Source organism: Flavobacterium sp. DSR2-3-3 (genome assembly GCF_049896585.1).
In the GTDB taxonomy this organism is placed as follows: domain Bacteria; phylum Bacteroidota; class Bacteroidia; order Flavobacteriales; family Flavobacteriaceae; genus Flavobacterium.
Genome location: NZ_JAFCUP010000001.1, coordinates 336,768 through 358,819, shown reverse-complemented (window position 1 = coordinate 358,819; position 22,052 = coordinate 336,768). Strand labels below are relative to the sequence as shown.

Sequence of the window (22,052 nt, the reverse complement as noted above, 5' to 3'; positions counted from 1 at the left end):
ATAATATTTTTTCTTATAATTTGTTTTGTTGTATTGTAAAGTGGATTGTGGTCCCTTTATTTAATTCTGATGTTGCCCAGATTTCCCCATTTAGTTTTTCAACTATCTTTTTGCAAGAGGCTAAACCTAAGCCGCTACCGTCAAACTCTTCTTGATTATGTAAACGTTTGAATGGTTCAAAAATAGTTTTGAGATATTCTGGTTTTATGCCTATTCCGTTATCTTCTATTGAAAAAGTAAAGATAGAGTTCGATTCTTCGAGCTTTATATTCAATTGTGTGCGTGTTCCTTTTATTTGATATTTTAAGGCATTACTCAATATATTTTTGAATAATACGATCAGTGCCGTACGTGAACTTTTTATTACCGGCATTGTGTCAATATTGATTTCTGGCTTGTGACCATCGATATTTTCAGTTAGTTCTTCAAAAATAGATGTAATCAATAAGTTCACATCGATGGACTCAAACTCTTTGGTAATAAAACCTCCTTTTGCATAATCCAGTAAATCATGTATCAAAAGGTTCATTCTAGTAGTGGTGTTGTTAATTAATTTAAAGAATGTTTGGTCGGTATCGTCCCATAAATCCTCGTGTTTCACCTTGATAATTTTTAGCGCTGCTTGAACAGAACCTAACGGTTGCTTCAAGTCATGTGATGCCATTGCCGAAAAAGCTTCCATGTTTGAAGAGTATTCCTGTAATTTTTGCTGATAAGAGACCAACAGTTTATTTTTCTTTCTAAGATCTAATAAAAACATTACCTGATTTGATAAACTTTGCAGTGCTTCAGTTTGTGCTGCGGATAATTTACCGGGCTTTTGGTCTATGACGCACAATGAACCTAAAGCAAAACCTTCGGAAGTAACGAGTGGAATACCATAATAAAAAACGATATTAGGGTGACCCGTCACCAAGGGGTTCGCGGCAAATTGAGGATTTACACGAGCATCTGTAACTTCGAAATGCGACTGAGGATCTGCAATAGCATGTGCGCAAAAAGAATGCTCCAATGGTGCCGGTTCACCTTCCCCAAGTCCTAAATTTGACTTGAAATACTGACGCTCACTATCAATGAAATTGATTAGTGATATTGGCGTATTACAAATTGAAGAAGCAATTTTTGTTAAATCATCAAACATTTTTTCCGGAAGAGTGTCCATTATATCAAACTCCATCAATGCTTTTACACGCTCTATTTCATTATCGTTTTCTAGAGTCTTCATATTTTTATGTCTTACTTTCAGTATGATTATTTTTCTTTAGTTTAATGTTCCCTTATTGAGGAACAATATTTATTCCTTAGATTTTTCTTTAACAGTGTAATTTGCCTTTAATTTTTTTCTAAATTATTTATCATCAATACCAGCAATTAGTTAGTAATAAAATTTTACAAAAGTAAAATAAAAGATGACATTTGTTAAACCCTGTAGCGCATACTCGTAATCTCTTCACTATACAAATCTATAACTAAAGCTTCTACTTCATACACCAAGCATTCGTAATTTCTTGCAGCAATGAGCCTATAAAAAGGAATGTTATTTTAAATATCAGCCAAACAATTCACTCGCCACATCTTCAATTTTGGCTACTAATCTGATTTTAATTCCGGTATTTTTCAACGCAATTTTATTGTATTTGGATACAAAAATGGTCGAAAAACCTAATTTTTCTGCTTCCTGAATGCGTTGGTCTACGCGGTTTACCGGACGTATTTCACCAGAAAGTCCTACTTCGCCGGCAAAGCAAAAATCTTTATTGACTGCAATGTCTTCATTCGATGATAAAATGGCGGCAACAACAGCCAAATCGATCGCAGGATCATCTACTGAAATTCCTCCTGTTATATTTAGGAAAACGTCTTTGGCGCCAAGTCTAAAACCAGCTCTTTTCTCTAATACGGCCAGAATCATATTGAGTCTTTTGGCATTATAACCCGTGGTGCTGCGTTGCGGTGTTCCGTAAACTGCGGTGCTTACCAAGGCTTGGATTTCAATCATCAACGGGCGCATGCCTTCTAAAGTGGACGCAATTGCTGTTCCTGATAATTGTTCGTCTTTGTGAGAAATTAATATTTCTGAAGGATTAGAAACTTCGCGCAAACCATTGCCCAGCATTTCATAAATACCAATTTCGGCAGTAGATCCGAAACGGTTTTTTAACGAACGTAAAATGCGATACACGTGATTCCGGTCGCCTTCAAATTGTAAAACCGTATCTACCATGTGTTCCAGTATTTTTGGTCCGGCAATATTTCCGTCTTTGGTAATATGACCAATCAGAATCACGGGAATATTGGTTTCTTTGGCAAATTTAATTAGTTCGGCGGTGGTTTCACGAATCTGAGAAATACTTCCGGGAGTGGATTCAATATAATCCGTATGAAGCGTTTGAATGGAATCGATAATCACGATTTCCGGTTGTATGGCTTCAATTTGCTTGAAGATATTTTGTGTTTTGGTCTCGGTAAGAATATAGCAATTGTCTCCGCTGGGTGTGATTCTTTCGGCACGCATTTTTATTTGCTTCTGACTTTCCTCGCCCGAAACATATAAGGTTTTATACGGTAATTTTAAAGAAATTTGAAGTAATAGCGTACTTTTTCCAATGCCGGGTTCACCGCCCAAAAGAATTAAGGAGCCGGGAACTATTCCGCCACCCAGAACGCGATTCAATTCGCCATCAGTGGTGTCCATTCGGATTTCTTGCGCTGAATCAATTTCGTTTATTCGTAATGGTTTTGGTGCCTTACTGCTGGTAGAGGTTTCGCTTTTCCAAGTTGTTTTTTCTTGTTTTTGGATAATCTCCTCTGCAATGGTATTCCATTCTTTACAAGAATTGCATTGTCCTTGCCATTTTGCATATTGTGCGCCACAGTTTTGGCAAAAAAAAGTTGTTTTTACTTTTGACATTATTTTTTTGGTGTTTGACTGGTCATATCATCGTATTTTTCCATCATCATATTTTTTGTCAGGTTGCCAATTTCCTCTAATTGGGACGCGGTTTGATAACGTTTTGCCGCTTTTTTAAGGTCGCCCATTTTTTCATACATTAAACCCAATTCATAATCGGCTAGCATTGATTTTGGATAATTTTTGTTGGCAATTTCAGCTAATTTATCCAGTTCTGAATAGGCTTTATTTTTAAGAATTGCAGCTTCAATAGCTTTGAAGTCGTTGACGCGAATGGGCATTTTTAGACCTAAATTTTTAGACAAAACCTCGTATTTATTAGTCAGGTAATCTACATATCCCGATTGAAGTATGACAATTTTCTCCGAATATTCGGTAGAAGAAATAGGTTTATAAGTGTCGAAAAATTGGTACAAAGCATTTGGAATCGAATACAGAACCAGTGAATAATGGGAAGCTCCTGCAAAATTATCAAACTTATAATTAAGTAACGGATTCGTCACCTGTTTTATACTGGTGTCTAATTTCTTGATGGATGTCTGTAGTTTTTTTACATCGCCATCACCATTTGACTGATAATAAAAAATTGGTTGTTTGAGTTTTGAAAGTTGCTCCGGAATGCGATTTTCCATATCAGGCGCTAATTCGGGGCTTAATGAAATATAGGCATTGAAAATGGGATTGTCTTTATACAGAAAAAAGTTCAAAAAACCAGCAGTCGTGTCATGACCGGCGATGATGCGGAAAGGCGCAACAGGGTATTTTTTTTCAATGTATGGTAGTAATTCCGTGCCAATAAACTCAAAAAATTTCGCTCCTTTTCCAGAAGGTACGCCATCTGCTTCGTCATAATTGCAATCGTCAAATCGTTCCTTATTTTTGTTTTGGCTGATGCCAACGATAATGGTTTCCGGTAAATCATCCCAATAGGCTCCATAATTTAAAGCGCCAAAGAAAGGTTCAAACAAGTAATCGCCGTCCAATAAAACGAGAATCGGGTATTTTTTATTAGGGTTTTTTTCAAAAGAAGGCGGAAGTCCAATGGTGATTTCCCGACTTTCACCAAGCACTTGAGAATCGAAAGCAATCGTAGTTTTTTGTGAAAATGCGGAAACAGAAAAGAGTAATAAGAGTATTAGTTTTTTCATGATTTAGTTTGTTTTAGAAATTATGGTTTGCTCTAAATAAGAGCAAGCAATATAAACATTATTACTTTTAATTAAAAATCAATGCCAGTAAATGTTAAGAATGCGCTTTGATTTCAAGGGCGAAATCAGCGTTTATTTGTTTAGAAAAACAGCGTTAAAAAAAACAGCTACTGATTCTCGGTTTTTAAAATACAAAATCAAAGAATAAGTAGCTAAAAAAATAGTTTTTGGTTTTTTATTCGAATATAAATTAAGTCAACGAATTGTCATTTTCATTTGGAAAAATAACCCATGGTTTGAAAGTTTTAGCTTCTTCAAAATCCATGCTTGCATAGGAAATGATGATGATGATATCGTCTTTTTGCACTTTTCTGGCAGCAGGTCCGTTGAGTGTTATGGTTCCTGAATTTTTCTCGCCTTTGATTGCGTAAGTATCAAAACGTTCTCCGTTATTGATGTTTACGATAGAGACTTTTTCGCCTTCAATAATATTTGAAGCTTCTAGTAATGACTCGTCAATAGTGATGGATCCGATGTAATTTAAATCGGCGCCGGTTACTTTAACGCGGTGAATTTTTGATTTTAATACTTGAATTTGCATGCTACAAAAGTAAATTAATTTAATGAAATGGTGTCAATCAAACGAATATTGTTGACTAATACGGCAATAAAAGCACGGTATTTTTTATTTTTATTTTTTCGTGTACACGATAAAAGAGTTGCTTCGTCCGCAATGGTGAAGTATTCTAATGTAAAGTGAGGATTGTTGCCGAATGATTTTTGAACCCATCCGGAGATTTCAGCGGTGCTTTTTGTTGCAAACTGCTCACGTACATTAGTTAGCACTTTGTAAATAATGGCAGCTTCATCTCTTTCCTGCGCTGACAAACGCTCGTTTCTGGAGCTCATGGCTAGATGATTAGATTCTCTGTAAATAGGACAACCAATTACGTTTACTTCTAAGTAATTTTTAGCAACCATCTTTTTTACGATTTGCAATTGTTGAAAATCTTTTTCGCCAAAATATGCGTTAGTAGGTTCAATAATTTCAAAAAGTCGCTTTACAATAGTACCTACACCATTGAAATGTCCGGGTCTAAATTTGCCTTCCATTTGGTTTTCCAATCCGTCGAAGTAGAACGATTCCGTGACTGGTTTTCCGTCATAAATATCCTCGACAGTTGGAGCGTACAAAATGATATTTGGATTCAGATTGGTAAGTTTTTTTACGTCATCATCCAGCGTTCTGGGGTATTTTTTTAGGTCTTCTGGATTGTTGAATTGGGTAGGATTTACAAAAATACTGACAACTGTAATGTCGTTTTCCAGCAATGATTTCTGCATTAAAGCCAAATGACCTTGATGTAAAGCACCCATCGTTGGAACAAATCCAATAGTGGAATGGATAGTTTTTATAGATTTCAAATAGTCCATTAAAGATGCTTTTCCGTAGAAAATATGCATGGCTGTATTATTAAAATTAAATGCAAACTTACTATTTTAGTTAATAACTGCATAAATTTTTGTAATTTTGCATGGTTTTTATTGCCAATAAATTAAGTAAATTACGATATGAAAGATAAGAGGATATTATATGTATCATCTGAAGTGGTGCCGTATCTCGCTGAAACCGAGGTCTCTTTAATGTCTTATGACGTTCCAAAAATGATTAATGATCAAGGTGGACAGATAAGAATTTTTATGCCAAGGTATGGAAATATTAACGAGAGAAGACACCAATTGCACGAGGTAATTAGACTATCGGGGATGAATTTGGTAGTTAATGACTTGGATATGCCGTTAATTATTAAAGTGGCTTCTATTCCAAAAGAAAGGATTCAAGTTTACTTTATTGATAATGACGAGTATTTCAAAAGAAAAGCTACGTTTGCTGATGAAGAAGGGGTGATGTATCCTGATAATGATGAACGTGCAATTTTCTTTGCAAAAGGAGTTGTTGAGACGGTTAAAAAACTCAATTGGGTTCCGGATATTATTCATGTTCATGGATGGATGGCCGCAATGCTGCCTATTTATATGAAGCATTTTTATAAAAACGAAGCATTGTTTTCGGAAACAAAGATTGTTACTTCTGTGTACAGCCAATCTTTTGAAGGGACTTTAAATGAAGAAATGATTAATAAAGTAAAATTTGATGGTGTTCCAGACGATGCAATAACAGATCTTGAGATTCCAAACTACGAAAATATCATCAAAGCAACTATCAAACATTCTGATGCAGTGATTATTGCTTCAGAAAACCTCTCTCCAAGTTTAACAAAATTTATAGAATCTTCAGGAAAACCTTTTTTACCTTTCGCACCGAAAGATGCATTCGCGGAAGCGTATACAAATTTCTACAGAAACGAGGTTCTTTAAATTAAACTTTTTTAATAAGTATGTACAATAATTCTTTTTTTAAGAAAATTCTTTTAGTAGCAAGTGTTGTTTTTTTATATTCTTGCGATAAAGATTATAACGAAATTGGTGGAGATTTAATCGGTGAAAATAATTTTGATTTTAAAAAAGAAACATACAGTGTTTCTGGTTACAATCAAAAAACAGGACCAATACAATCCAATAATCTTGAAGTAAATCCTTTGGGAATTTACAGTAGTACAAATTTTGGCGAAACAACCGCAAACTTCAATACTCAGTTAACTTTACCTGCTCTTATTACTTCAGTAAGTACAAAACCTTTTGTGGAAAGTGTAGTGCTTTCCATTCCGTATTACACAGACGCAGCCCAAACAAAAACGAATGCTGACGGAAGTCATGTCTATGCATTAGACTCTATTTATGGTCCGGATAAGGCTAAAATGAAATTAAGTATTTATGAATCAGGTTATTTTATGAGAGATGCGGATCCTATTGGAGGATTTCAACAATCTCAAAAATACTTTACAGATCAGAATACTGAATTCGATAATTTAAAAATTCCGACTCGTTTAAATGACAACGCTGATAAGGCTCAGAATGATGAGTTCTTTTTTAATCCTGCAGAGCATGTCGTTGTAACAACAGATACGGTAACGAAGGTGAAATCAACAGCATACATTGCTCCGGGAATGAAGCTGAATTTGAATAAGGATTATTTTAAAGCCAAGATTATTGATGCGGTTAATTCAGGTAAGTTAGCCTCAAATGAAGTTTTTAAAAATTATTTTAGAGGTCTTTATTTTAAAATGGAGAAATCCGGAGGCGGTCAAGGTAATTTAGCGATGCTGAATTTTAAAGGAGGCAAAATAACCATTATTTACAATGAGGATTTAGTTTCTACAACAGGTGGGGCTACAACACGAGTAAAGAAAACGATTGTTTTAAACATGACAGGAAATACTGTTAGTTTGTTGAATAACGATTTTAGCGTTAATGGAAGTGCATATGATGCCTTGCCAATTACTGGAAACACAACTGAAGGAGATGAGAAATTATTTTTAAAAGGTGGTGATGGTTCTGTAGCGGTTTTAGAGCTCTTTGATAAAACAGATGTAAAAGGATATGATGCTAATGGAGTGTTAACAGGTCCTAATAAAATTTCAGATCAATTAGATGACTTAAGAAACCCGGCAGATGGTAAAAAGATATTGATTAATGAAGCAAATCTTGTTTTTCATATTGATGCAGCCGCTATGGCCAACACTTATGAGCCACAAAGAATTTATTTGTATGATTTTAATAACAACCGACCTTTGACAGATTATTACCTGGACCCCACTACTAATAGTGCGAATCCAAAAAAATCGAAAATTGTTTTGGATGGCATTATAAAGAAGGATGCCACTAGTAAAAAAGGGGTGACCTACAAAATTAGAGTAACCAATCAAGTAAGAAATCTGATCAATAACAAGGATTCCATTAATGTTAAATTAGGTCTCGTAGTTACGGAAGACATTGGAATAATAACATCTTATAAGTTAAAAACTCCAAATACATTTATTTCTCAAGCGCCAAAGGCTTCTGTTATAAACCCATTAGGGACCATTTTGTACAGCGGAAAATCAACCGTAGCTGAGGCCAAAAGATTAAAACTTGAAATTTATTATACAAAACCTAATTAAACCAAGACTATGTGTGGAATTGTTGGATATATTGGATACAGAGAAGCTTATCCTATTGTAATTAAAGGATTGAAAAGACTCGAATATAGAGGCTATGATAGTGCTGGCGTCATGTTGTATGACGGTGAGAACTTAAAGGTTTCTAAAACAAAAGGAAAAGTTTCAGATCTTGAGGAGCGAGCTTCAAAAGAGATTACCATCAACGGAAGCATTGGTATAGGTCACACACGCTGGGCAACTCATGGTGTTCCAAATGATGTAAACTCGCATCCACATATTTCAAATTCAGGGGACTTGGCAATAGTTCATAACGGAATTATTGAAAATTATGCGCCCTTAAAAGCAGAGTTGATTAAGAGAGGATACGTTTTTCATTCTGATACGGACACCGAAGTATTAATTAATCTTATTGAAGAAGTACAGAAAAAAGATAATTTAAAATTAGGGAAAGCAGTTCAGGTGGCTTTGAATCAGGTAGTAGGAGCTTATGCGATTGCTGTTTTTGACAAAAAAACTCCAAATGAAATTGTTGCTGCCCGTTTGGGAAGCCCACTAGCAATTGGTGTTGGTGAAGGGGAATTTTTTATTGCCTCAGATGCTTCTCCTTTTATAGAATATACGTCTAATGCGATTTATCTGGAAGATGGTGAAATGGCAAATATTAGATTGCATAAACAAATGAAAGTGCGTAAAATTAAAGATGATACTTTAGTTAATCCTACTATTCAAGAGCTGCAAATGAATTTGGAGCAAATTGAAAAAGGTGGTTACGATCATTTTATGTTGAAAGAAATTTATGAGCAACCAAGCGTTATCAAAGACACATATCGTGGAAGACTTCATGCTAATGAAGGTTTGATTCAAATGGCAGGTGTTGAGGATAATTTAGAAAAGTTTTTAAACGCGGAAAGAATCATAATTGTGGCTTGCGGAACTTCGTGGCATGCTGGTTTAGTTGCAGAGTATATTTTTGAAGAATTTGCAAGAATTCCAGTTGAAGTGGAATATGCTTCTGAATTTAGATACAGAAATCCAATCATAAACAGTAAGGATATCGTTATTGCTATTTCTCAATCTGGAGAAACGGCTGATACCATGGCCGCTATAAAATTGGCTAAAGAAAATGGTGCGTTTGTTTTTGGAGTATGTAACGTAGTGGGATCTTCTATTTCAAGAGAAACTCACGCCGGTGCTTACACTCATGCGGGACCTGAAATTGGTGTTGCGTCTACAAAAGCATTTACAACTCAAATTACGGTGTTGACAATGATTGCGTTGCGTTTGGCTAAAGCCAAAGGGACATTATCAAATTCAGCTTTTCACACCTATTTACAAGAATTAGAAATTATTCCTGAAAAAGTAAGAGAGGCTTTAGAAACAAATGACAGAGCAAAAGAAATTGCTGCAGTTTTCAAAGACGCTCCTAATTGTTTGTATTTGGGAAGAGGGTATAATTTTCCAGTGGCTCTTGAGGGAGCTTTAAAATTAAAAGAAATCTCCTATATACATGCTGAAGGATATCCTGCAGCGGAAATGAAACATGGACCAATTGCGTTAATTGACGAGCACATGCCTGTGGTTGTAATTGCACCAAAACAAGGGCATTACGATAAAATCGTGAGTAATATTCAAGAAATTAAATCCAGAAGTGGAAAAATTATAGCGGTAGTTACTAAAGGAGATACACAAGTACGCGAATTAGCGGATTATGTTATCGAAATTCCGGAAACTTCGGATGCATTATCACCGTTGATTACTACTATTCCATTGCAACTGTTATCGTATCACATTGCTGTTATGCGTGAATGCAATGTAGATCAACCTCGTAATCTTGCGAAATCAGTTACTGTAGAATAAATTTCTAGATAATTGCATTATATATAACAAGCCTCGGAAGTTTTTTTCGAGGTTTTTTTTGTGTTTTATAATTTATTATATAAGAATACTGAGACGCTGGAAAAGTGAAATAAACGGTAAATTTTGCGGCTTTTTGAACTTTTATCAAATATCTAAAAATTAATAATTATTTTGTGATAAATGTATTTTTTATATGCGTGCATAATGATATTCTGGGTTTTTAGCATAAATTTTAACATTAAATAATTAATTATAAATGTGGAATAAGCGTAAATGGGGCAAAAGAACTGAAGAATATGAAATTTTTTCAGTCCTTTTTTATTAATATTAAAAATATTTGTACTTTGGCGGCATAAACCAACAAATTATATCCCAATGAGAGTGTATTTACTTTTTTTGTCATTGTTTTTTTGTAGCCTAACTTTTGCTCAAAACTCAATTTCAGGTATTGTTACAGACAGTAACAACCAACCTATTCCTGGAGCCAACATAAAAATTGTCGGAGAATCTTCGGGTACTATTTCCGATTTAGACGGTTCATTTACATTACAAACTGTTAAAAAGCCTCCTTTCGTAATTGAGATTACAAGTGTTGGGTTTGGAACTCAAAAGATCAATGTTTCCTCTGCTAATCAAAGAATTTCTGTAAAGCTTATAGATGAAGAAAATAAACTGGATGAAATTGTAGTTTCTGCATCAAGAACTCCTGAAAGAGTGATTGAATCACCGGTTACTATTGAAAGAATGGGTATACAACAAATAAAAAGTACAACTGCACCGACATTTTATGATGGTCTAGAAAATCTTAAAGAGGTGCATTTTAATACGAGTAGTATTTCTTTCAAATCTATAAATACAAGGGGTTTCTCTACAGTTGCCAATACTCGTTTTATGCAGTTGGTGGACGGGATGGACAACTCTTCACCAGCATTGAACTTTGTTTTAGGAAATCTGATCGGGCTGTCTGATATTGATGTTGCTAACGTTGAGTTGCTTCCGGGAGCATCTTCCGCTCTTTATGGCGCAAATGCTTTTAATGGTATTTTGTTCATGAACAGTAAAAATCCTTTTGCGAATCAAGGAATTAGTACTTACGTAAAATACGGACAAACTACTCAGCAAGCTGCTGGTACGAATGATTATTTTGATTTTGGATTGAGAGCAGCAAAGGCTTTTACTAAGCATTTTGCAGCCAAAGCAAATTTCAATTTTTTGAGAGCTACAGAATGGATTGCCGCAGATGACAGAAGTTTAACAGGTGGTTCAATTGGACACGCTAACAATCAAAACTATGACGGGTTGAACTTGTATGGTGATGAGGTTACTACTTTCATTACTAACGTAGGGCAGGTAAGCAGAACAGGATACCGCGAGCAGGATTTGAATGACAATAAAGTTAGAAGTGTAAAAGCAGATTTCTCTTTGCATTTTAAACCTTGGGAGGGTGAAACCGAAATTATATTACAACATAAATTAGGTTTAGGAAGTACTATCTATCAAGGAGCGAACAGATATGCATTGAATGATTTCTTTATGCAACAATCTAAAATCGAGATAAAAGGGAAAAATTTCTTTGTAAGAGGATATATTACTGACGAAGATGCTGGTAATTCTTATGATATGCGTTTTGCTGCGTGGAATGTTAACAGGGCTGCAAAATCAGATACAGAATGGTTTACTAATTATGCTACTGCGTATCAGTTATCGGGAGCTGTATTAGGTACTAACGCACAGCAATCTGCTACAAATGCAAGAAATTATGCAGATTACAACATCAAACCAGCAGGTTTACCTTTCTTAGTTACTCCAACAGGGAGTGCAAGATTTGAACCAGGTTCTGTACAATTTAAAAACGCTTTAGCAGCTGCAATTGCAGAGCCGGATTTAACTAAAGGTGCTAAATTTATCGATCAGTCTAAAATTTACCATTCAGATGTAAATTATAATTTTAAAGATTTGGTAAAATTTGCAGAGATTCAATTAGGAGGTTCATTCAGACAATATGAAATGAACTCACAAGGAACAATCTTCACTGATTTTGACGGTCCATTAAGATATAACGAGTACGGTGCTTACGGGCAATTGACCAAAAAATTCATGGATGATAGGTTGAAATTCACAGGATCTGCGCGTTACGATAAAAGTCAAAATTTTGACGGAAATATTTCGCCTCGCGTATCTTTTGTCTATTCTGCCGGAGCAACAAAAAGACATAATTTTAGAGTTTCCTATCAAACAGGTTTCAGAAACCCAACTACACAAGATCAATACATTGGTTTAGACTTAGGGCCGTTTGCTTTAATTGGTTCTGCTCCTGAGAATTTAGATCGTTTTACTGAAGTTAGAGGAGTTAGTGCTGCTGGTCAAGCATTAGGAATTCCTGCAACTTTAACTTTAACAGGTCAAAATGCCTATACTAATTCTTATACTTTGACATCAGTTCAGGCTTTTAGTGCTGCAGTTGCTGCAAGTCCATCGAATATTCCTGCAGCAGCAGCTTTATTAAAAGTGGCTAATCCTAGATTGGTTAAGCCTGAGGAGGTTCAGGCTATAGAATTAGGGTATCGTTCTGTAGTTAACAATGATTTGTCAATTGATATTAATGGATATTATAATATTTATAATGATTTCATGAATACTTCAAGAGTGATTAGTCCGTATTACGGAAATGTTAATACCGCTTTTGATTTTGGTAATCCTGCAACTTTGGGTACGCTTTCTGCTTTGAGTAATGGAGACAGAAGAGTGTATCAGGTATATACCAATACTACTGCAAAAATTACATCTTTAGGTTTTGGTGTAGGTTTGTCTAAAAAAGTGTATCAGGATTTTGAAGTTGGTGTAAATTATAACTATGCTGAGTTCAATTTTAATCAAGAAGAAGACCCCAGTTTTATAGCTGGTTTTAATACTCCTAAACACAGAGTTAAAGCATCTATTGGTAACACTAAATTGTTTAAAAACTTTGGTTTCAATGTTAATGCAAGATACAATACGGAGTATTTATGGCAGTCTTCTTTTGCTGACGGTATGGTTCCGGAAAACACTGTATTAGATGCTCAAATTAATTATGGTTTTCCAAAATTAAAATCTGTACTTAAAATTGGTGCTACCAATATTGGTGGAAAAGATTATCTTCAGGTTATTGGAGCAGGAGCCATAGGGCAACAATGGTTTGCTTCTTGGACAATCAACCCATAATTATAAAAAAGGTCAATAATTTTAAAAAATATATTATGATAAAAAATTTCAAATGGCTGTTGTTGATTTCGCTAACATTCGCAGCATGTAATAACGATGATGAGGTAATTACCGAAGAGCCGCTAACAGCGGGTACGGCCGATTTTTCTAAATATGTTGCTTTAGGAGATTCGTTTGCAGCGGGATATAGTGATGGAGCTCTTTTTAAAGCCGGTCAAAAAAATTCATACCCTAATATCTTGGCAGGGCAATTTGCTTTAGTTGGCGGAGGTGCTTTTACAAATCCATTCATGGCAGATGATAACAGAGGTGGGTTTTCAATTGGAGGAAATCAAGTTCCTCAATTCCCAACACGTTTGTATTTCAATGGTGCTGGACCTGTAAATGTTTCAGGGGTTTCGGGAACAGTTTTTGGTGCTAGTATTTCTGGTTCATACAGCAATATGGGCGTTCCAGGTGCAAAAGCAATACATTTAGGAGTGGCAGGTTACGGACGAGCTAATCCATATTTTGGTCGATTTGCGAAAACGGCGATGTCAAGCGTAATAAAAGATGCTACAGATCAAAATCCAACCTTTTTCTCTTTGTTTATTGGAGGTAATGATGTTTTAGGATATGCTACCAATGGTGGTATACCTACTTCGCAAGATCCTGTTGCGGGGAATGACATTACTCCCACTGGTACTTTTAATGCGGCTTTTAATGCATTAGCTACTGCTCTCGCGGCAGGAGGTAAAAAAGGAGTTGTTGCCAATTTACCGTATATCAACAATCTACCGTTTTTTACGACGGTTCCTTTTAACCCAGTTCCGTTAGATGCTGCAACTGCAACACAATTGAATACACAGTTGTTAGGGCCAGTAAAACAAATTCTTACAGCTCTAGGTGCTGGAAGCAGAATTAAAATATTAACGGCTTCTGCTACAAATCCTTTATTGATAAGAGATGAAACGTTGGTTAATTACAGTGCTCAAATTACGGGTGCGTTAACTGCAGCGGGTGTTCCAGCGCAGCAAGCAGCTTTAATGGGCAATCTTTATGGACAAGCGCGTCATGCTAATGGTGGTGCAAATGTTACTGACAAAGATTTTGTATTGCTTACAACCAGAACAGTTATTGGAACACCACAAGCTGGAGTTCCGCCTCCTTTTAATACCGTTGGGGTAACTTTTCCATTGCAAGACAATAGGGTTTTGACAGCTTCAGAGATTTTGGAGATAAAGTTAGCGACAGATGCCTATAACGTAACGATTAAAGCTGCGGCTGAATCAAACAATTTGGCTTTCGTTGATACAGCTTCAATTTTGAATCAGTTGAACAATGGCGGAATTCGTTTTGGTACTTTTCACATGACTGCTGCTTATGTTACAGGTGGTACTTTTTCTTTAGATGGAGTTCACCCAAGTCCAAGAGGATATGCGTTAATTGCTAACAAATTCTTGGAGGCTATAAATGCTAAATATGGTTCTAATTTGAAAGGTGTTGATTTAGGTTTGTATGGAATTCAATATCCAGCTACCATTCAATAATTTGAACTTTTTTTTTATAAATAATAACCACCCGTTTCTTGACGTGGTGGTTATTTGTTTTTGAGGATATTGCGATCTTTTGTCTGTTTCCAAGTCATTTCTCCAGTATCTATTAAAAATATCCTTTTTTTATAAAAAATTATTGATTTTATATTTTAAAAAATTATCTTTGCACACTGAAAAAAGCATTTAATCGATACAATTCGGTTAGTACTATTTCATAAACCTAAATAGCTATTTAATAAATACATAAGTAATGTCGAAAGTAATAGGAAAAGTTGCCCAGATCATTGGACCAGTAGTTGACGTAGTTTTCAACGGTAAGGATGTTGAACTTCCAAAAATTTATGATTCATTAGAAATCACAAAAAAAGATGGTACTTTATTAGTACTTGAAGTACAATCTCACATAGGTGAAAACACAGTTCGTACCATTTCGATGGACTCAACAGATGGTTTGAGTAGAGGTTATGAAGTAGTTGGAACAGGTAATCCTATTCAAATGCCAATTGGCGCCGATGTTTACGGACGTTTATTTAACGTAATTGGAGATGCAATTGATGGTTTGCCGGAATTGCCAAAAACAGGTGAAAACGGAATGTCGATTCACAGAGCAGCTCCAAAATTTGAAGATTTATCAACTTCGTCAGAAGTTTTATTCACTGGTATCAAAGTTATCGATTTAATTGAGCCTTACTCCAAAGGAGGAAAAATTGGGTTGTTTGGTGGTGCAGGTGTTGGTAAAACAGTATTGATCCAAGAGTTGATTAACAATATAGCAAAAGGTCACGGTGGACTTTCAGTATTCGCAGGAGTAGGAGAAAGAACACGTGAAGGGAATGACTTACTTCGTGAGATGTTAGAGTCAGGAATTATAAAATACGGGGATGAATTCATGCACTCTATGGAAAATGGAGGATGGGATTTGTCTAAAGTAGATTTAGTAGGAATGAGAGAGTCTAAAGCCACTTTCGTTTTCGGACAAATGAATGAGCCTCCGGGAGCTCGTGCTCGTGTAGCACTTTCTGGATTATCAATCGCTGAGTATTTCCGTGATGGTGCAGGAACTGATCAAGGTAAAGATGTATTGTTCTTTGTGGATAATATCTTCCGTTTTACACAAGCAGGTTCTGAGGTTTCGGCACTTTTAGGTCGTATGCCATCTGCGGTAGGATACCAACCAACATTAGCTACCGAAATGGGAGCGATGCAAGAACGGATCACATCTACAAATAAAGGATCTATCACATCTGTACAAGCGGTGTACGTTCCTGCAGATGATTTAACAGATCCAGCACCAGCAACAACTTTTGCTCACCTTGATGCAACAACAGTGTTATCACGTAAAATTGCTGAATTAGGTATTTATCCTGCGGTGGATCCATTAGATTCCACTTCAAGAATATTGACACCTCAAATTTTGGGTAATGAACATTATGACTGTGCACAAAGAGTAAAAGAAATTTTGCAAAAATACAAGCAATTACAAGATATTATTGCAATTCTTGGTATGGAAGAATTATCAGAAGATGATAAATTAGCCGTTTCAAGAGCACGTCGTGTACAACGCTTCTTATCTCAACCTTTCCATGTTGCGGAGCAATTTACAGGATTAAAAGGAGTTTTAGTTGATATTAAAGATACGATCAAAGGATTTAATATGATTATTGACGGTGAATTAGATCACTTGCCAGAATCCGCTTTTAACCTTAAAGGTACTATTGAAGAAGCAATTGAAGCTGGAGAAAAAATGTTAGCGGAAGCTTAAAAATTATAAGTTATGAGTTATGAGTTGTTTCAAATTTTGAAAACTCATAACTCATAATTCAAAACTCATAATTATGTTATTAGAAATAGTATCACCAGAGGCAAAATTATTTTCAGCAGAAGTAACTTCGGTTACATTGCCAGGAACGGATGGAAGCTTTCAGATTTTGAATAACCACGCGCCAATTGTTTCTATTTTAGAAAAAGGAGTAGTGAAAATTACCGCTTCTAACTTTGCTTTTGCCAAAGAAGTCGCAGGTAAATTCACCAAACTCGATGCCCAAAATTACACACTTGCTATCAATTCTGGGACAATCGAAATGAAAGACAACAAAGTTATTGTTTTAGTCGACTAAAATGATTTCAATATATAAATTAAAGCTTCACAATTTGTGAGGCTTTTTTTTTGGAGCTATTTCCAGCTGTCCACTATATCTTTTACAAAGGTTCCAGCCTTCAAAAGGCTGGAACCTTTGTAAAAGGATGCCGTTTCCATCTGGGCTAAAAAATCGAGAACAAAAGATTATTCATCCTTTACAAACTCCATAATATCTCCGGGTTGGCATTCCAGAATTTCACAAATCAATTCTAAAGTCGAAAACCGAATCGCCTTTGCTTTTCCGGTTTTTAAAATAGAAAGATTAGCTGTTGTGATTCCCATTCGTTCCGCTAGTTCATTGGAGCGCATTTTTTTTTTGGCAAGCATTACGTCAAGGTTTACTATGATTGGCATAATTATATGGTTAGTTCGTTTTCTTCTTTCAATTGTTTCCCCATTTTAAAAACTTCGGCTAAAACCGTAAAAAACAATCCAAGAGAAATAAGATACAGGAAAGGATTTGCTCCAATTTCTATTTTTATTTCACCTTGTGCTACTTTACAAAAGAAAGCAGGAATTCCCGATACAAATCCGGAAAGTATAAATAGGTTTCCAATTCGATTGAAGTAAAAGATTATTTTGTTATCAAAAATAATCTTCAACTGAAACAATCGGAGTAGTTTTTTTATTAGATATAAACCATACAATAGCAAGAGATAAGACAAGGTTGCAAAAAATAAAACAATTTTAGCATTGAGGTCCAAAACAGTAATTTTGATACCATTCATGTTTATTGGAACATCAAACGGTTCATTTGAAATCGACAAATATCCGATAAAAAACAATAAGAACGGAATAAAAATTAATGCCATAATCCAGACAAAATCGATAATCGTTTTTAATAAATTTAATTTTTTCATACTATTTTATATTGTTAAATTATTTTCAGTTTCTATGATATTTCCTTTTTTAATAACATCAGAAAAAGCTAATAACCCAATTCCAATTGCTAGTAATAACAAATACATAATAATATCAGATAGTATCTGGTCCTTTGGCGTCTGACTCATGCCCAACAGTCTAATTATGATCCCAGAAACGCTTAACAGCAACAAAAGGTAGCCACTTCTTTTAAATCTCTCTGAGCTTTTAAAATTAAAAACGCCTTCTTTAATAAACGCTTGGAGTCCTTTTTGAATATTATGTATCGTCAATATTAAGACCACTATTCGTAATAACATTATATAAGGACATAAATTTCCGAAAATAGATTCCTTATATATTATAGTTATTTCTTCGCTAGACATGTTATACCGTAAGCACTCGTTTATTGGGATAGCTAAGATTAATAATCCTATGAAAATTTTTAAAACCCAATTTAAAATAATAATTTTTCTCATATTTTTTCTTGTAAATATATAAAAATTATTGATAAACAATAATTAAATGTTTAAAAACAATAAAATATAGAAAAAGATTAGTTACAGGTATTTTTTTTCCCCTTTTTATTTTAAATCTGAATTATAAACTGTTTTAGGCAAAACTCATTTTTGAATAGTTTTTTTATAAAAAAGCCTAACAGGTTTCCAACGTCTGTTAGGCTTTGGTTGATAACAAATATTAAAACAAACCATTTACAAATTATCAACTTATATTTTAATTATTCAGCTCCATCTATTGTAGCTCTTGCAACAGCAAAGCCACCTACTTTTTTCCCTAATTCAAATCCTTTTTCACAATCACTCCTATAATGAATGGCGCCAAGCAAGCGCGAATCAGAAGCCTGTTTAGCCATAATTGAAAAATTTTGCGCTTTTGCAGGAATAATATGCGATAATACGGCACTGGCAGCACCACTAAAGGTCGAGTGACCTGATACATAAGCAGGAAAATTCGGAATCCCTGTTAATGTTTTGATGGATGGATCCATCTGACAAGGTCTTGGATTAAAATAAAAGTATTTTGCATCCCAGCAACTGATAGCCGCATCCATCATGGCAATATTCAATAACGCCATATTTCTGGCCCATCGTACTTCGCTGTAATTTTGGGCTACAAATTCTTCAGCTGCAATTGCATTCCAGTGGCCTGGCGGTGTGCATGTACCCACACCATCAGCCCAAAAAGTAACAATTTCCATATTTTTTCTAGTGGCATTTTTGCTGTTGGTTTTTACTTCAGCTAATTCTTTTGCAAATTGTTCTGATTTTGTGGAAGGCGGTGGAACCGGACGACTGGCAAGAACCATTTCAGGGGTCATAAGGAATGATTTTACTTTTCCAAACATTGGTAACATTGGAGGTCTCGCGGGAATATCTAATGATTTCCATGGAGTTTCTCCAGAGGCTGCAGTTTGAGTTTCAAGTTGTGTCCAAAGTGCTTGATTGCCGATAGCTGCTCCTGTTCCGTCAGCGGCAGCTCTGGCGATAAATTTGGCGGCAATTTTTCTGCCTAAAATAATTCCGGCATCAACATCACTTCGAACATTGGCGCCACTAATAATGCGATATAATTTTTGTTCCTCTGCTTTTTCTTGGATGTAAGCGATTTCTGTTGGGAATAATAATTTTAATAATTCAACAGTAACTCCTGCTAAAACAGCATCTTCAGATGGGTAGGAAGGTAAGCTGCTCTTCGTGATTAGAACGGGTAAAGTTGCGTCAACTATAAATGGTGCATCTCTATTATAAAGTTTTTTATAATGCCAAGTTGCAACCATCGCATCGTATTGCGCAGCGCTCACATACGCATAAGCTCTGGCTGCGTAAGGAGGATTTGAAAAAGGAAATTGAGGATTCGCAAATGGATTTGCTCCAGATGGTGCAGGATATGTTCCGTCTTCATTTTGATATGGTGGACGATTGTGTCTTGCCACTAAGGTCCGCATAATCTCATTCCAACGTAAAACGCCTCCGGCGCTCCAATATTGTATTATTTTTTTCTGTTCCGGAGTTATGCTTGCTTGGTAACTTTTTATTTCATTAATTTCTCTTGCAAAAGCAGGTGTGTTTGATGCTATTGGCGGATCCAAATAAAATTCATTTGGGGCAGTCAATAGGAATGTTTTCCAGCTTCCGGCTAATACATCTGTATTGGCGGGATTTAATTGAGGAAATTGCTCATTGCGTTCTGTTAACTCGTCACTACAAGAATAGTTCAACGTAAGAAACAAAACCAAAAGACTATTGCAGGCTATTTTTTGTACTTTATTTTTCATCTTCTTGTACTGTTTTTTTTAGATTAACGACATAAAATAGACCGCCGTAAAAGGTGTTTGATTGCCCTACATTTCGGCCTTTTGTAACAAAATTGCACCCTCCAATAATAGATAATGCCGGTACTTTCTTAAGCGTGTATTTAGTATTCACACCAATTTTTAATGCATTCATAGTATTGCTTAGAAAAGGCATGTTGTTTGTTGTAATGTCAAATCCACCAGATTGTGTAACCCAATTATCAAGAACAGCTTCGGCTATTAATCTGCTAGAACGATAGCCTATTCTGTAGTTTATAGATATAGCATTCGGCATGTCGACTTCATTGGTGTAATGTATTTCGGTTGTGTAATAGGAATTTCTGTCAATGGTTACGTTAGCTCTTTTTACATACGCTCCGGATAGCGTGGTGAAAAAGCGACCTCTTTGATAATCACCCATTAATCGTAAGGAAGCAGTCTTGCTTTTGAGGCCAATACTTAATGGTAAATAATCTGCTGGATAATCTGAAATAGGCGCTGATAGACCTCCTATAGCATATAAAGAGTAAGTGGATTTGCCAATTGTTTTTTCAAAAGGCATGTATTTTACGGTAAAAGAGATGTCCTGTAATCCTTTTACTCCTCCCATTGTGCCAGCAGAAGCTTTAGTTGCTACGTAAGGAAGGCTGAAAATAATATTTAATTTATCAGAAACACCATAGTTTCCCATCAAAGCCAATGACTTTGTGGATACGGTACCAAAATTGAGGTTTTTTCTTTTAAAGGTTCCTTCCCAATACTTGTCCCAGCTACTATGTTGGTATATTGTTCCAAAACAAAAATTGCCTTTACTCATCATAATTCCATCAATCTCTGTTTGAGCATTCATAAATAAAGATGCCAACAGCAGACAACTTAAGTAAAATTTTTTCATTAAAAAATGGTTTTTGTTAATAGCGGGTGTTTGGTATTTAAAAACATTTTGTTTTAATTATTAAGAAAACAACAAATTTTCAGATGCTTAATAACTAAAATCTGGTTAATAATCCTATGTTTGTTGTGTAATCAGCAAAAGCTGAATCACCTTGAACAGGAGTACCTCTCGTCGTTGAATTCTTCTTGTCGGTAACACTTTGCGAACGGTTACAAACCACTGCGAATGATACTGATACAAAAAGAACGATTTTTTTACTCGGAGTTTACTATGTTTTCACGGTTTAAATGAAAGGATAATGTCCTAGATGTTTAAAAAAACATTGAGAAAAAAATCAAATAATAATGTGAATTAGATTGGCGAATCAATGATTTTCCTGCAGTAATAAGGTACTTCTCGTCGTAAATTTATACCAATGTAGCGGACACTAATCAATTTTAATATCAAAACCCAGTGGAGTTATATTGATTTTAAAAATTAATACTAAACAATATATAGTCAGTATTGTAATGTTTTTGGTATAAAATGTAAATTAAACGAAATCAGGTGGTGTGTACGATAAAGCAAGGTGTCCCGAGCGTAAAGACGCTGTAGGATTTTCATTAATCGCTACAACTTCTGCTTCTTTTTCAGGCGAAAAAGCGAAACAAACAGCAGTGTTTGGTACGTAATCTTTAAGGAAAGATTTTAATAGTTTTTTAACCGGAGACTCTTTTGAGGAAGATCCGTTGAATAATTGATTGTCAACAATGTCTTTTAAATCCTGACTTATTGCATCTTGATGTGAATTGCGCAGGTAATACAGACTTAATATGTTGTTTTGAATTCTTTTTTTGAAAATGTGATAGCTTTTGTTGTTGATTACCACATCTTCATTGACATACTCAAAATCGGTGTCTTCGATAAAAGAGTATAAAGTTGCATTCAATTTGATTACTTGAAACTCAGAATCATGTCTCTTTTCCATAGAAGATACCCACGCTTGCTCTTCTTGATAAGCAAACATCAGATAGTATCCCATCACGTTGTAAAACAACGTTACTACTAAAAAAAGTGATGCAATTCGTTTCATATTCGTCGAAAGTAAAAAACTATTTCATTGGTTAACATTTTCAATATTCATTTTAAG

General features: G+C 35.2%; 18 protein-coding genes. 7 read left to right on the top strand and 11 right to left on the bottom strand.

All coding sequences use genetic code 11. From position 1 onward, the window contains the following. Positions 1-13: 13 nt before the first annotated feature. The 5 genes from ACP7AQ_RS01535 to panC form a co-directional block, all read right to left on the bottom strand. Positions 14-1,225 (bottom strand): GAF domain-containing sensor histidine kinase, encoded by a 1,212-nt coding sequence (locus ACP7AQ_RS01535; protein ID WP_426094123.1) that lies wholly within the window; start codon positions 1,223-1,225, stop codon positions 14-16. A 324-nt stretch (positions 1,226-1,549) separates the two neighbouring features. Further along, a complete protein-coding gene (gene radA / locus ACP7AQ_RS01530; RefSeq protein WP_426062601.1) occupies positions 1,550-2,911 on the bottom strand; it encodes a DNA repair protein RadA in 1,362 nt (453 codons plus the stop codon). Beyond that, positions 2,911-4,059, bottom strand: coding sequence for an alpha/beta hydrolase (locus ACP7AQ_RS01525; RefSeq protein ID WP_426094122.1), 1,149 nt, complete (start codon positions 4,057-4,059; stop codon positions 2,911-2,913). Before ACP7AQ_RS01525 ends, radA begins: the two co-directional genes overlap by 1 nt. 250 nt (positions 4,060-4,309) lie before the next feature. Continuing rightward, a complete protein-coding gene (gene panD, locus ACP7AQ_RS01520) occupies positions 4,310-4,660 on the bottom strand; it encodes an aspartate 1-decarboxylase (protein WP_426062603.1) in 351 nt (116 codons plus the stop codon). Between the two features lie 14 nt (positions 4,661-4,674). After that, complete coding sequence (panC, locus tag ACP7AQ_RS01515; protein WP_426094121.1) at positions 4,675-5,523, bottom strand: pantoate--beta-alanine ligase; 849 nt, start codon at positions 5,521-5,523, stop codon at positions 4,675-4,677. Positions 5,524-5,631: 108 nt separating this feature from the next. Here panC and ACP7AQ_RS01510 point away from each other — a divergent pair, with 108 nt between their 5' ends. The 7 genes from ACP7AQ_RS01510 to ACP7AQ_RS01480 all read left to right on the top strand — a co-directional run bounded on the left by ACP7AQ_RS01510 (position 5,632) and on the right by ACP7AQ_RS01480 (position 16,830). Next, positions 5,632-6,438, top strand: a complete 807-nt coding sequence (locus ACP7AQ_RS01510) for a glycogen/starch synthase (RefSeq protein WP_426062605.1) — start codon at positions 5,632-5,634, stop codon at positions 6,436-6,438. 20 nt (positions 6,439-6,458) lie between these two features. Further along, positions 6,459-8,120, top strand: a complete 1,662-nt coding sequence (locus tag ACP7AQ_RS01505; protein ID WP_426094120.1) for a DUF4270 domain-containing protein — start codon at positions 6,459-6,461, stop codon at positions 8,118-8,120. Between the two features lie 9 nt (positions 8,121-8,129). Continuing rightward, positions 8,130-9,977: a glutamine--fructose-6-phosphate transaminase (isomerizing) gene (gene glmS / locus ACP7AQ_RS01500; RefSeq protein ID WP_426062607.1), complete on the top strand. Its 1,848-nt coding sequence runs from the start codon at positions 8,130-8,132 to the stop codon at positions 9,975-9,977. Positions 9,978-10,352: 375 nt separating this feature from the next. Beyond that, positions 10,353-13,178, top strand: a complete 2,826-nt coding sequence (locus ACP7AQ_RS01495) for a carboxypeptidase-like regulatory domain-containing protein (protein WP_426094119.1) — start codon at positions 10,353-10,355, stop codon at positions 13,176-13,178. Between the two features lie 35 nt (positions 13,179-13,213). After that, positions 13,214-14,707 carry a G-D-S-L family lipolytic protein gene (locus tag ACP7AQ_RS01490; protein WP_426094118.1) on the top strand — a complete coding sequence of 498 codons (1,494 nt, stop codon included), beginning with the start codon at positions 13,214-13,216 and terminating at the stop codon, positions 14,705-14,707. 256 nt (positions 14,708-14,963) lie between these two features. Then, positions 14,964-16,475, top strand: coding sequence for a F0F1 ATP synthase subunit beta (atpD, locus tag ACP7AQ_RS01485; RefSeq protein WP_426062610.1), 1,512 nt, complete (start codon positions 14,964-14,966; stop codon positions 16,473-16,475). 73 nt (positions 16,476-16,548) lie between these two features. Further along, positions 16,549-16,830: a FoF1 ATP synthase subunit delta/epsilon gene (locus ACP7AQ_RS01480; protein ID WP_426062611.1), complete on the top strand. Its 282-nt coding sequence runs from the start codon at positions 16,549-16,551 to the stop codon at positions 16,828-16,830. 167 nt (positions 16,831-16,997) lie between these two features. On the opposite strand, the gene ACP7AQ_RS01475 is transcribed toward ACP7AQ_RS01480, so the two are convergent. The 6 genes from ACP7AQ_RS01475 to ACP7AQ_RS01450 form a co-directional block, all read right to left on the bottom strand. Beyond that, on the bottom strand, positions 16,998-17,207 hold the full coding sequence (locus tag ACP7AQ_RS01475; RefSeq protein ID WP_426062612.1) for a helix-turn-helix domain-containing protein: 210 nt from the start codon (positions 17,205-17,207) through the stop codon (positions 16,998-17,000). 2 nt (positions 17,208-17,209) lie between these two features. Further along, positions 17,210-17,713 (bottom strand): DUF2975 domain-containing protein, encoded by a 504-nt coding sequence (locus tag ACP7AQ_RS01470; protein ID WP_426062613.1) that lies wholly within the window; start codon positions 17,711-17,713, stop codon positions 17,210-17,212. Between the two features lie 6 nt (positions 17,714-17,719). Next, positions 17,720-18,193 carry a hypothetical protein gene (locus tag ACP7AQ_RS01465; protein ID WP_426094117.1) on the bottom strand — a complete coding sequence of 158 codons (474 nt, stop codon included), beginning with the start codon at positions 18,191-18,193 and terminating at the stop codon, positions 17,720-17,722. A gap of 260 nt (positions 18,194-18,453) precedes the next feature. After that, the gene (locus ACP7AQ_RS01460) at positions 18,454-20,010 is read right to left on the bottom strand and encodes a phosphatase PAP2 family protein (RefSeq protein ID WP_426094116.1); all 1,557 of its coding nucleotides are present in this window, start codon (positions 20,008-20,010) and stop codon (positions 18,454-18,456) included. Continuing rightward, the gene (locus tag ACP7AQ_RS01455) at positions 20,000-20,923 is read right to left on the bottom strand and encodes a hypothetical protein (RefSeq protein ID WP_426094115.1); all 924 of its coding nucleotides are present in this window, start codon (positions 20,921-20,923) and stop codon (positions 20,000-20,002) included. Before ACP7AQ_RS01455 ends, ACP7AQ_RS01460 begins: the two co-directional genes overlap by 11 nt. Before the next feature lie 532 nt (positions 20,924-21,455). Next, positions 21,456-21,995, bottom strand: a complete 540-nt coding sequence (locus tag ACP7AQ_RS01450) for a hypothetical protein (protein ID WP_426094114.1) — start codon at positions 21,993-21,995, stop codon at positions 21,456-21,458. Positions 21,996-22,052 lie beyond the last annotated feature (57 nt).